General features: G+C 71.3%; 12 protein-coding genes. 8 read left to right on the plus strand and 4 right to left on the minus strand.

Annotated elements, in window-relative coordinates; genetic code table 11:
- Nucleotides 1-431 precede the first annotated feature (431 nt).
- The 5 genes from ACWAUO_RS07550 (at nt 432) to ACWAUO_RS07570 (ending at nt 4,115) form a co-directional block, all read left to right on the plus strand.
- On the plus strand, nt 432-920 hold the full coding sequence (locus tag ACWAUO_RS07550) for an FBP domain-containing protein (RefSeq protein ID WP_460774381.1): 489 nt from the start codon (nt 432-434) through the stop codon (nt 918-920).
- Between the two features lie 67 nt (nt 921-987).
- Entirely contained in the window at nt 988-1,305 is a 318-nt protein-coding gene (locus tag ACWAUO_RS07555; RefSeq protein ID WP_460774383.1) for a cupin domain-containing protein, read from the plus strand.
- Between the two features lie 326 nt (nt 1,306-1,631).
- On the plus strand, nt 1,632-2,867 hold the full coding sequence (locus ACWAUO_RS07560) for an ammonium transporter (protein WP_460774384.1): 1,236 nt from the start codon (nt 1,632-1,634) through the stop codon (nt 2,865-2,867).
- Nucleotides 2,864-3,577, plus strand: coding sequence for a gamma-glutamyl-gamma-aminobutyrate hydrolase family protein (locus ACWAUO_RS07565; protein WP_460774386.1), 714 nt, complete (start codon nt 2,864-2,866; stop codon nt 3,575-3,577). Before ACWAUO_RS07560 ends, ACWAUO_RS07565 begins: the two co-directional genes overlap by 4 nt.
- Before the next feature lies 1 nt (nt 3,578).
- The gene (locus ACWAUO_RS07570) at nt 3,579-4,115 is read left to right on the plus strand and encodes a TetR/AcrR family transcriptional regulator (RefSeq protein WP_460774388.1); all 537 of its coding nucleotides are present in this window, start codon (nt 3,579-3,581) and stop codon (nt 4,113-4,115) included.
- Between the two features lie 9 nt (nt 4,116-4,124).
- Here the strand turns inward: ACWAUO_RS07570 and ACWAUO_RS07575 are convergent, their stop codons facing one another.
- The 4 genes from ACWAUO_RS07575 to ACWAUO_RS07590 form a co-directional block, all read right to left on the minus strand.
- Nucleotides 4,125-5,528 (minus strand): NAD(P)/FAD-dependent oxidoreductase, encoded by a 1,404-nt coding sequence (locus tag ACWAUO_RS07575; RefSeq protein WP_460774389.1) that lies wholly within the window; start codon nt 5,526-5,528, stop codon nt 4,125-4,127.
- Nucleotides 5,529-5,551: 23 nt separating this feature from the next.
- Entirely contained in the window at nt 5,552-6,019 is a 468-nt protein-coding gene (locus tag ACWAUO_RS07580; RefSeq protein ID WP_460774391.1) for an Lrp/AsnC family transcriptional regulator, read from the minus strand.
- Nucleotides 6,020-6,112: 93 nt separating this feature from the next.
- Nucleotides 6,113-6,571: a hypothetical protein gene (locus ACWAUO_RS07585; RefSeq protein WP_460774392.1), complete on the minus strand. Its 459-nt coding sequence runs from the start codon at nt 6,569-6,571 to the stop codon at nt 6,113-6,115.
- The gene (locus ACWAUO_RS07590) at nt 6,568-7,143 is read right to left on the minus strand and encodes a TetR/AcrR family transcriptional regulator (protein ID WP_460774394.1); all 576 of its coding nucleotides are present in this window, start codon (nt 7,141-7,143) and stop codon (nt 6,568-6,570) included. Before ACWAUO_RS07590 ends, ACWAUO_RS07585 begins: the two co-directional genes overlap by 4 nt.
- Before the next feature lie 153 nt (nt 7,144-7,296).
- Here ACWAUO_RS07590 and ACWAUO_RS07595 point away from each other — a divergent pair, with 153 nt between their 5' ends.
- The 3 genes from ACWAUO_RS07595 (at nt 7,297) to ACWAUO_RS07605 (ending at nt 11,971) form a co-directional block, all read left to right on the plus strand.
- The gene (locus tag ACWAUO_RS07595) at nt 7,297-9,879 is read left to right on the plus strand and encodes an MMPL family transporter (protein WP_460774396.1); all 2,583 of its coding nucleotides are present in this window, start codon (nt 7,297-7,299) and stop codon (nt 9,877-9,879) included.
- Between the two features lie 68 nt (nt 9,880-9,947).
- Nucleotides 9,948-10,772: an SDR family oxidoreductase gene (locus tag ACWAUO_RS07600; protein WP_460774397.1), complete on the plus strand. Its 825-nt coding sequence runs from the start codon at nt 9,948-9,950 to the stop codon at nt 10,770-10,772.
- 50 nt (nt 10,773-10,822) lie between these two features.
- Nucleotides 10,823-11,971: a zinc-dependent alcohol dehydrogenase gene (locus tag ACWAUO_RS07605; RefSeq protein ID WP_460774399.1), complete on the plus strand. Its 1,149-nt coding sequence runs from the start codon at nt 10,823-10,825 to the stop codon at nt 11,969-11,971.
- The last annotated feature ends 15 nt before the right edge of the window (nt 11,972-11,986 follow it).

Consider the following 11,986-nt stretch of genomic DNA (forward strand, 5'->3'; position numbering starts at 1 on the left):
CGGGATGATCCACGAATCTGCACCGTGGGGCCCTGGGCCTACAAGGGTCTCAGAACCCCCACCCTCATAGGGTCTGAGGGGCAATCGGTCGTGGCGTGCGCGCTCACCTGTCGCGAACTGCTGCCCGACGCAGCACCACGCGACAGGGGAGCGGACCGGGCGCGGCAACACGCGACAGGGGAGTAGATGCGACAACCCGCGACGGGGAGCGGATGCGGGCGAGGCCCGGCCCCGCGGCATCCGCGGCGACGTAGGCTTGCGGGCGTGCGAACCGCGATCGTGACGCCCACGGGGCGGGAGGAGGTCCTCGGCGCCACGTGCGCCGTGGAGTAGGCCCGTCGCGTCCCCCGGACGCCGCCGAGCCCGCCGTGGGCCACCCCACGGACCATCCGCACGCCGCACCCGCGGCGGCCATCGTGAAGAAGGCGATCATGCACGCACTCACCGAGAAGGACATCCGCGCGTCCTTCGTCAACGTCTCGCTCCGTGAGCGGAACGCCGTCCCCATGCCACCCCTCGAAGGCCTCGACTGGGAACGTCTCGAATTCCTCGGCTGGCGCGACGACAAGCAGCCGCTGGTCGGCTACCTCGTCGTCCCCGTCGACGGCGAACCCGTCGGCATCCTCCTCCGCCAGGCCGAGCAGCGCACCCGAACCCGCGCCCAGTGCTCCTGGTGCGAAGACGTCACCCTCCCGAACGACGTCGTCCTGTTCGCCGCCAAGCGCGCGGGCAAGGCCGGCCGCAACGGCAGCGTCATCGGCACCCTGCTGTGCGAACGGTTCGAGTGCCCCCAGAACGTGCGTCGCAGCATGCCGCCCGCCTACATCGGCTTCGACGTCGAGGCGGCCCGGCAGCGGCGGATCGACACGCTGCGCGAGCACGCCGAGCGGTTCGCCCGCGACGTGCGCGACGGCGAGTGACGGGTCGCGGGCCACTTCTGCGCGGGTGGCCCGCGACGCCGCCCCCGGGATGCGGTTCCCTCGTGCCATGAAGGTGCTCGCATCGCGCCGGCCGCCCCTCGGCCCCGCCGACTACGACGAACTGCTCCGCGTGCCCGACCTCAGCGTCGGCCGCTACGTGCTGGCGCCGGGCGCCGTCGATCCGCAGCGGCCGCACACCGAGGACGAGGTGTACATCGTCCTCCGCGGCAGGGGCGCGCTCTGGACACCCCACGGTCGGGCGGATGCGGTCCCCGGCGCGATCCTGTTCGTCCCCGCCGGCGAGGAGCACCGGTTCACCGACGTCGAGGAGGAGCTCCAGGTCATCGTCGTGTTCGGACCCGCCGAGCACACCCGCGGCAGTTGAACGGCCGCATCCGGCGCGAGCGAACCCCCTCCAGGACAGGAGAAATCCCGAGAACAGGCGGATCCGTGACGACCACGCTCGCGTACGGGAAGTCGAGGGCGTCGAGCTCCGCCTGCGTGGGCGCGCCGGCCTGCGCCTGGCCGGCGGCCATGAGCCGCCAGGTGTCGACGGGCAGGTAGGCGACGTCGACGTGGCCGAAGGTCGCCTGCCCCTCGGTGACCTGCGACCGGGAGTTCCTTGACCGGGAAACACGTGTGAAACACCGGTGTCACCGCGGCGCAGCAAGGATCTGGAATCTTGCCTCTCGGTACAGATTGGAGGTCGCAATGAGCGACACGAGTCAGGTCAGCGCGCTGCTGTTGTTGGTTTCCGGCGCGCTGGTACTGCTGATGACCCCCGGTGTTGCCTTCTTCTACGGCGGTCTGGTCAAGGCGAAGTCCGTGGTGAGCATGATGATGCTCAGCATGGGCGCCATGGGCCTGGTCGGCGTGCTGTGGGTGCTGTTCGGCTACTCGATGGCCTTCGGTGAGCCGCTCATCCCGGGGTGGCTCGGCAACCCGTTCGCCGACTTCGGGCTGCAGAACTTCCTCGGCCTCGGCGCCGACGGCTCGCTCGACCCCGACCTCGAGGCCCTTGCGTTCGCCGCGTTCCAGGCCGCCTTCGCGATCCTCGCCGTGGCCCTCGTCTCCGGCGGCATCGCCGACCGTGCCCGGTTCGGCGGGTGGATGCTGTTCGTCGCGCTCTTCGCCGTGCTCGTGTACTTCCCGGTCGCGTACTGGGTGTTCAACCTCGAGGACGGCTGGGGCCCCATGCTGGGCGTCAACGACTTCGCCGGCGGCACCGCCATCCACATCAACGCCGGCGCTGCGGCGCTCGCGCTCGCACTCGTGCTGGGCAAGCGCATCGGATTCGCGAAGGGCGCCCACAAGCCGCACAACGTGCCGCTGGTGCTCCTCGGTGCCTCGCTGCTCTGGTTCGGCTGGTTCGGCTTCAACGCTGGTTCCGCCGCCGCCGTCGACGGTACCGCCGCCCTGGCCTTCATCAACACGATCGCCGCTCCAGCCGCGGGCATCGTCGGCTGGCTCGTCGTCGAGCGCGTCAAGGAGGGCAAGCCCACATCGGTGGGCGCCGCATCGGGTGCGATCGCGGGCCTGGTCGCGGTGACCCCGGGCTGCAACATCCTCACCCCGATGTGGTCGCTCGTGCTCGGACTCGTCGCCGGCGCCCTGTGCGCGTGGGCGGTGGAGCTGAAGTTCCGCTGGGGCTTCGACGACTCCCTCGACGTGGTGGGCATCCACCTCATCGGCGGCATGTTCGGCACCCTCTACATCGGCGTCTTCGGCCAGGGCATCGGCCTGCTCGACACCGGCAGCTGGTACCAGCTGGGTGTGCAGGCGCTCGCCTCGGTGGTCGTGCTGGTCTACTCCTTCGTCATGGCGTGGGTCATCGGCTGGGTCGTGGAGAAGACGATCGGGTTCCGCGTCCGCAACGAGGACGAGCTCGCCGGCGTCGACCTCGTGCTCCACGGTGAAGAGGGCTACGTGCTGGAAGACGCGCGATGACCGGCCGGCTGACCGCGCTGCTGCTCCACCCCCGTGAGGAGCGGCCGCACGCGCCGCGCTTCCAGGGGCTGCTGGACCGGCTGACGCGGTCGGCCGCCGACGCGGTGGCGGCCGCCGGGTACGACGTGTCGGTCGTCGCCACCGCCGGGCTCGGCACGGATGCGGTGCTCGGCGCCGCGCGCCGATCCGACGTGGTGGTGCTCCTCGGCGGGGAGGACGTCGACCCGGCCCTCTACGGCGGGGTCGCGGGATACCCGGGTGGAGGGATGCACGAGACCGAGGCCGACCGGGTCGCGATCGCCGTGATCCGCGACGCGGTGGAGCGGGGCGCGCCGCTCCTGGGCATCTGCCGGGGGCACCAGCTGCTCAACGTCGCCCTCGGCGGCACGCTCGTGCCGGACATGCACGGTCATCGCGTCGACGGCGACGACCCCTTCGTGCCGACGGTGCTGAGCGCGTCGGACCCGCTCGTCGACGACGTGCTCGCGGCCGCCCCGGCCCTGTGCGCGCATCACCAGGCGGTCGAGCTCCTCGGCGACGGACTCGAGGTGCTCGCCCGCGCCGCGGACGGCACGATCGAGGCGATCGTCCACCGCGACGCCCCGGTGCTCGGCGTCCAATGGCACCCCGAGCATCCGGACACCGCGACCGCGCAATTGCCGCTCCTGCTGGCAGGCCTCCGCAGCCCTCGAACGGCGCCGGTGGTGTGACATGGCCCGCCCCAGCGCACGCGCTCGCATCGTGGAGGCCGCCCTCACGGCGTCCGCGGCGGCGGGGGAGAGCGTGACGCTGGACGTGGTCGCGCGTGCGGCGGGCGTGACGAAGCAGGGGATCCTCTACCACTTCCCGGAGAAGCGGGACCTCCGGGCGGCGATGCTCGACCACGTGCTCGCCCGGTGGGATGCGGAGATGGTCCGTATCCTCGGCGGGCCGCTCGAGGCGGCGTCGGTGGCCGGCCGCATCCGCGCGTACGCCCGGGTGTCGGCGCGCGGCGACGTCGTCCCGGGCGAGGGGGTGCTGTTCTCAGAGATCCTCACCCGCCCGGACGAGACGCCGCGCTACGCGGCATGGACGCAGCGCTGGTTCGACCCGGGCGCCGACCCCGACCTGCGCACGCGGGCGCGGTGGACGACGGCCTGGCTCGCAGCGAACGGACTGTGGTCCGTGCTCGTCACGGGCAAGCGGCGACTCGCGCGGGCGGAGGTCGCCGCGGTGCTCGCCGTCGTCGACGACCTCACCGCGGACTGATCGGGCGACTCAGGAGTCGAAACCCATCCCGATCGCGTCGAGCACGCGCAGTAGCGGACCGCGACGGCCGTCATTGTGGTCGGCCCGGTCCATGGCGCGACGGACGAGGTTGACACCGATCGTCGCCGCCGGCTCCGGCGGGAACGGGATCGGCTTCTCTTTGACCATCTGCAGCGACGTCCGCTCGGTCTCGAGGCCGTCGAGCAGGTCGAGCATCACGTCGGCCCCGAACCGGCTCGCCCCCACACCGAGGCCCGTGAAGCCGGAGGCGTAGGCGACCCGGCCCGTCCGGGCCGTGCCGAAGAACGCGCAGAAGCGGCTGCAGGAGTCGATGACGCCGGCCCAGCGGTGGGTGAAGCGCAGGCCCTCGAGCTGCGGGAACGTGGTGAAGAAGTGCGAGGCGAGCCGCCGGTGGCTCCCCATCCGGTCCTCGTACGCCGGACGGATACGGCCGCCGGGGAAGTAGATCGCGTCGTAACCGCCGAACAGGATGCGGTCGTCGGCCGTGAGCCGGTAGTAGTGGAACTGGTTCGCCGCGTCCGAGATCCCCTGCCGGTTCGACCAGCCGATCGACGCCAGCTGCTCCGCGCTCAGCGGCTCGGTCATCAGCACGTAGTCGTACACCGGCACGGTCATGAGGCGGTTGCGCTTCAGGAGCGACGGGAAGACGTTCGTGCCGAGCGCCACCCGGTGCGCCCGCACCCGGCCGCGGTCGGTGACGAGCGTGACCCGGCCGGTCGGTTCGGCCTCGAGGCCGCGCACCATGGTCTGCTCGAAGATCTCGACGCCGAGCTCACTCGCCACCCGCGCGAGCTCGAGCCCCATCTTCGCCGGATGCAGCAGCGCGCTGCCGTCCTTGTCCCACAGGCCCGCGAGATAGGTGTCGGAGTTGACCTCCGCCCGGATCGCGTCCTGGTCGAGCACGCCCTCCTCGGCGGCGAACTCGGCCGCCTGGTACGGCTCCACAGCGACCGCGAGGGCGCCGGTGCGTTCGTAGTCCACGTCCATGTCGTACCGGCGGATCGTGTCCTCGATGCCCTGCAGGTTCTCCAGTCCCAGCTCGGTCAGCCGGTCCATCTCGTCCGGCCAGCGGGTCAGCCCGTTCTGCTCGCCGTGGGTGAGACTCGCCTCGCAGAACCCGCCGTTGCGGCCCGACGCAGCCCAGGCGATCCGCGACGCCTCGAGGAGCACGACCCGCCGGTCCGGGGTCCGCTCCTTCGCCCGGATCGCGGTCCACAGGCCGGTGTAGCCGCCGCCGACGATCGCGAGGTCGGTGGTGACGTCGCCGGGGAGCGCCGGGTAGTCGGGCCGGTCGACGTCGTCGAGCCAGAACGTACGCAGCGCGGTGCCCTGCAGGGCGTGGTCGACGACGTCCTGCTTCGGGACGCGTCGCTCGAAGACGGTGGTTCCCATGATCGCTCCCGATCCGGTGACGCTCAGCGCGTCCCCCAGTTGTAGTGGTCTTTGTAGAGCCCCGCGTAGTGCAGCGGTTCCACGTGCGCGACGCCCGGGATGCTGCGGATGCGGGTGAGGACGAGCTCGACGAGGTCGTCGTCGTCCTCGCACACCGCCTCGGCGAGGATGTCGAAGCTCCCGAGCGTCACGACGACGTAGGCGAGCTGTTCGAGTGCGGCGAGCTGCTCGGCGATCGGCCGCGGGTCACCCGTCACGCGGATGCCGAGCATCGCCATCCGGTGGAACCCGAGCTGCATCGGGTCGGTGACCGCGACGATCTGGATGACCCCGGCCTCGACCATGCGGGCCACGCGCTGCCGGGCCGCCGCCTCGCTGAGCCCCACGGCGCGGCCGAGCTCCCCGTACGAGCGTCGACCGTCCTCCTGCAGCAGTTCGATGAGCCGCTTCGACACGTCGTCGAGCTGCATTCGGGTGGTCGAGGTGCTCATGGCGACGATATTGGCATGAGAATCACGCTCGCACAACGGTTTCCGTTGATCGTGCCGAGGAAGGCCGCTGATCCAGTCAGCGGATGCGGAGTATCACAACCGCATCCGCCCCACCCGGAACACATGCAGGCCGGCGGCGTCCAGGAGCGCCGACCCGAACCGGGCGCGGGCCTTGCGCTGCTTGCGGGTGCCTTCGACGCCGGTCGCGGCGATCTCCACCTGGAAGAGGATCTCGCGCACGAGCGGTGCGAGGAAGCGGTCCGGCGTGATGGCGAGCTTGGCCCGGACCGCGACGACCACGCGCGGCGCGTCCGGCTCGATCGAGTCCGACAGCGCGTCGAGCGTCTTGATGCCGAGGGCGAGCGTCGACCCCTTGGAGGTGCGGACCGCCGCGATCGCGACGTTCGCCAGTGCCGGGCCGCCGGGCTCCACGAGCTTCAGCCCCTCGACGCGCGCGCCCGTGGTGAGCGCGTCGACGACGTCGGCGGCGTTGCCGGTGACGAGCACCCGCCAGTCGATCGCGGGTTCCTGCCTGGTCCGTCGCGCCATCATGCGTCGCCTTCCGCGACGGCCACGACTCCCGGGCCGGTCAGCACGCGCCACAGCCAGTCCGCCGCCTCTTCGAGCGGCGGCAGAGGGTCGCGTGAGATCCACGCCGTGATCACCCCGAGCGCGGTGCCCGCGATCCCCGCGGCGACGACGTCGACGGGCACGCCGGTGAACGCGGGCGAGTCGACCGCGGTGATGAGTTCGGAGACGATCCGCTCGACGTGCCGGCGCAGCCGCGCGGTCACGACCGTCGAGCCGTGCTCGCCGAGCACGCGCCGGTACAGTGTCGCGTTGGCGGCGAGGTGCGCGAGATACTGCTGGAGCTCCTCGGGCATCCCGGTCGGCATCGGTGCGGGGCGGGCACGGAGCTGCCCCGAGACGTCGTCGATGACCCGCTCCAGCGCGTCGGCCAGCAGCGTGTCCTTGTCGGAGTAGTGCTGGTAGAAGCTCGACCGGTTCACCCCGGCGTGCTCGGTGATGTCGCCCACCGTGATCTCGTCGAGAGGACGGGCCCGTGCGAGTTCGAGCAGCGAGTCCTGCAGGCGTGCCTGGGTTCGTGCTGCCCGTGGATCCATGTCTGCGATTCTGTCAGGCCGGGCGTCGCATGCGCTCGCCGACGATTCGCTGAGAGTTCGCGCCGCTCCGCGCGATCCCCGACACGCGTCGGATAAATTGGGGGCGGCTCGACGACGCGCCCATCCGATCACCGACTTCACGAAGGGCTCGCTGTGGCGAATCTCCTCTACCGTCTCGGCCGTTTCTCGGCCCGCCGTGCCTGGGCGGTGCTCCTCGGCTGGATCGTGATCCTCGGCCTTGCCGGCGGCTCGTTCCTCGCCTTCGGCGGCACGCTCGCGACGAGCTTCTCGATCCCCGGCACCGAGACGGAGCGGGTGAGCGACCAGCTCGCCGACGAACTGCCCGATCTGGCCGGCGCCACCGGCTCGGTCGTGTTCGCGACCGAAGACGGCGAGCCGTTCACCGACGCGCAGCGTGCCGGCATCGCCGAGCTGTTCGCCGAGATCGCCGACGTCGACGGGATCGCCGCGGTGGCCGACCCGTTCGACACCGAGACCCAGCGCGCCGATCAGGAGGCGCAGCTCGCCGACGGTGAGCAGCAGCTCGACGACGGCCGTGCGCAGCTGGACGCCGCCGAGGCGCAGCTCGACGCCGGGCAGGCGCAGCTCGACGCCGGCCAGGCACAGCTCGACGCCGGCCGCGACCAGTTCGACGCCGCCGTCGCGCAGGCGCAGGCGGCGGGGATGTACGACGCCCTCAAGGCGCGCTTCGACGCGCAGCAGGCCGAGCTCGACGCCCAGCAGGACATCATCGACGCACAGCAGCAGCAGCTCGACGACGGGCGCGCGCAGATCGACGAGAACCGCGCGACGCTCGAGACGGAGGCGCAGAAGCTCGCCGACGGCAAGACCCTCCTCGCCGCGGCCGCCGACATCCGCACGGTCTCCGAGGACGGCTCCGCCGCGGTGGGCACCATCGCCTTCGAGGACGACCTGTACTCGCTCTCCTCCGAGCTGAAGGCCGACATCGCCGCCATGCTCGACGACGCCGACATCGAGGGCGTCACGGTCGACTACTCCTCGACGATCGCCACGTCGATCGAGGGGATCCTCGGCGTCGGCGAGGTCGTCGGCATGGTCATCGCCGCGATCGTGCTGCTGGTGATGCTGCGGGCGCTCCTGCCCGCCGTCGCGCCCCTCATCACCTCGCTCGTCGGCGTCGGCGTTGGCGTCGCCGGGTCGATGGCCTTCTCCGGGGTCGTCGACATGGCGTCGATCACCCCCGTGCTCGGTGTCATGCTGGGGCTCGCGGTCGGCATCGACTACGCCCTCTTCATCCTCAACCGCCACCGTCGCCAGCTGCTGGCGGGCATGGACCTGCACGAGTCGATCGGGCTCGCCAACGGCACCTCCGGCAACGCCGTCGTCTTCGCCGGCTCCACCGTCGTGGTGGCGCTGCTCGCCCTGAACATCACCGGCATCCCGTTCCTCGGCGTGATGGGCACCGTCGCCGCCGTGTGCGTGGTCATCGCGGTGCTCGTGGCGATCTCGCTCACCCCGGCGCTGCTCGGGCTCATGAAGCTGCGTGTGCTCGGGCGGCGCGACCGCGCCCGCATCGGTCACGCCGACCACGTGACCGGCACCCCTAAGGCCATGGGCACGTGGCGTGCGGTCGGGCAGGCGCTCATCGCGATCGTCGCGCTTCTGGTCATCGCGATCCCTGCGCTGTCGATGCGGCTCGGGCTGCCGGACGGCTCCAGCGAGGCGACCGACACCACCCAGTACCAGGCGCACAGCATCATCACCGACAAGTTCGGCGCCGGCCAGAACGGTGCGCTCCTCGTGGTCGCCGAACTGCCCGAGGCGGTCTCGGAGGACGACGAGCTCGCCGTGCAGGCCGACATCGCGACGACCCTGCTCGAGCAGGACGACGTCGCCGCCGTCGCGCCCATCGCCGTCTCCGACGACGGCACGATCGCCGCGTTCCAGGTCGTGCCGGAGGAGGGCCCGACCGCCGCATCCACCGAGCGGCTCGTGCACGAGCTGCGCGACCTGTCGCCGCTCGAGGTCGCGGGTGTCGACGGCGAGGTCGGCGTCGGCGTGGCAGGCACCGCATCCGGCAACATCGACGTCTCGCAGAAGCTCGCCGACGCGCTGCCGGTCTACCTGGTCGTCGTCGTCGGCCTGTCGCTGCTGATCCTCATCCTCGTCTTCCGATCGATCCTCGTGCCGATCGTGGCGACCCTCGGGTACGTGCTGTCGCTGTTCGCGGCGCTCGGGGCGGTCACCGCGATCTACCAGTGGGGCTGGCTCTCGAGCGTCTTCGACGTGCACGATCCGGGTCCCGTGCTGAGCTTCGCGCCCATCCTCATCATGGGTGTGCTGTTCGGGCTCGCGATGGACTACCAGCTGTTCCTCGTGTCCGGGATGCGGGAGGCCTACGTGCACGGCATGCCGGCCCGATCGGCGGTCGTCGCCGGGCTCCGGAACGGCCGTGCCGTCGTCACGGCCGCCGCAATCATCATGATCTCCGTGTTCGGCGGGTTCGTCTTCTCCCACCTCGCGATGATCCGCCCGCTCGGTTTCGGCCTGGCCATCGGCGTGCTCTTCGACGCGTTCGTGGTGCGCATGGTGCTCACCCCGGCCATCCTGCATCTGCTCGGCAAGAGCGCGTGGTGGCTGCCGAAGTGGCTCGACCGCATCCTGCCCGACGTCGACGTGGAGGGCGCCGCGCTCGAGCGGAGCCACCCCGTGCACACCGCCGAGCAGCCCGCGGAGGCGGCTCCGGCGCGCTGAGCCGACGGTGATGCCCGGCGGGCGCAACCCCCTCATCGCGGGGGTTGCGCCCGCCTAGCATCGCCCGCATGACCGAGCCCACCGTCGACACCGCACGCACCCCCGACCCCCGTCACGCGATCGTGACCGGCGCCGACTCCGGCATCGGACGCGCGACCGCCGTCGCCCTCGCCCAGGCGGGCATGGACGTCGGGATCACCTGGCACACCGACCGCGAGGGCGCCGAGGAGACCGCCGCCGAGGTGCGGGCGCACGGTGCACGCGCGGTCGTCGCGCACCTGGACGCGGCCGACATCCCCGCCTGCGCCGACGTCGTCGACCACCTCGCCGACGAGCTCGGCGGCGTCGACGTCTTCGTCAACAACGCCGGCACGGGCGCGGCGACCCCGCTCGTCGACGTCACCCTCGACGAGTGGCGGCACGTGCTCGACGTCGACCTGAACGCCCCGTTCCTGCTCATCCAGCGCGCCGCGCGACGCATGGTCGCCGCCGGCCGCGGCGGCCGCATCATCGCGGTCACGAGCGTGCACGAACACCAGCCCCGCGTCGGCTCCAGCGCCTACGACGCCGCCAAGCACGGCCTCGGCGGGCTGATCAAGACCGCGGCCCTCGAGCTCGGCCGTTACGGCATCACCGCCAACGCGGTCGCCCCGGGCGAGATCGCCACCCCCATGACCGGGCAGACCGACGAGGACCCCGTCGGCACCGACCGCCCCGGCATCCCCCTCGGCCGCCCCGGCGACGCCCGCGAGATCGCCGCGGTCATCGCGTTCCTCGCCTCGCCCGGCGCCTCGTATGTGACCGGCGCCTCGTTCGTCGCGGACGGCGGGATGCTGCAGATGGGCCCGCAGGCCGGTTCGCACCTGGAATCCCACGACTGGCGCAACGTCTGACCGCCGCCGGCGCCCGCCGGCCGCATCCATCCCCACCCCCCGGAGGACACATGAAGGCGATGACCTACCGCGGCCCGTACCGGGTCCGCGTCGAAGAGAAGGCCGACCCCCGCATCGAGCATCCGAACGACGCGATCGTCCGCGTCCAACGCGCGGCGATCTGCGGGTCCGACCTGCACCTGTACCACGGCATGATCCCGGACACCCGGATCGGCCACACGTTCGGCCACGAGTTCATCGGCCGGGTGGTCGAGGTCGGCTCCTCGGTCGAGACCCTGCAGCCCGGCGACCGGGTCATGGTGCCGTTCAACATCTTCTGCGGCTCCTGCTACTTCTGCGCCCGCGGACTCTACTCGAACTGCCACAACGTCAACGCGAACGCGACGGCGCTCGGCGGCATCTACGGCTACTCCCACACCGCCGGCGGCTACGACGGCGGCCAGGCGGAGCTCGTGCGCGTGCCGTTCGCCGACGTCGGCCCCTCGATCATCCCGGACTGGCTCGACGACGAGGACGCGCTCATGCTCACCGACGCGTTCTCCACCGGCTACTTCGGCGCGCAGCTCGGCGACATCGCCGAGGGCGACACCGTGCTCGTCCTCGGCGCCGGTCCGGTCGGGCTCGCCGCGGCACGCTCGTCGTGGCTCATGGGCGCGGGCCGTGTGATCGTCGTCGACCACCTCGAGTACAGGCTCGAGAAGGCCCGGGAGTTCGCGTTCGCCGAGACGTACGACTTCGGCGCCGTCGACGACATCGTCGTGCTCATGAAGAAGGTCACCGACCACCTCGGCGCCGACGTCGTGATCGACGCGGTCGGTGCCGAGGCCGACGGCAACCTCGTGCAGCACATCACCTCGGCGAAGCTGAAGCTGCAGGGCGGGTCGCCCATCGCGCTGAACTGGGCCATCGACAGTGCCCGCAAGGGCGGCAACATCTCGGTGATGGGCGCCTACGGCCCGCTGTTCTCCGCAGTGAAGTTCGGCGACGCGATGAACAAGGGCCTGACGATCCGCACCAACCAGGCTCCCGTGAAGCGGCAATGGCCGCGGTTGCTGGAGCACATCCAGGCCGGACGCATCTCACCGAAGGACATGATCACGCATCGGATCCCGCTCGACGAGATCGCCGAGGCGTACCACCTGTTCTCCGCCAAGCTCGACGGCTGCATCAAGCCCGTCATCATCCCGCCCGCCGCCTGACCGGATCGGAGCACA

Source organism: Microbacterium sp. GXF7504 (assembly GCF_054798235.1).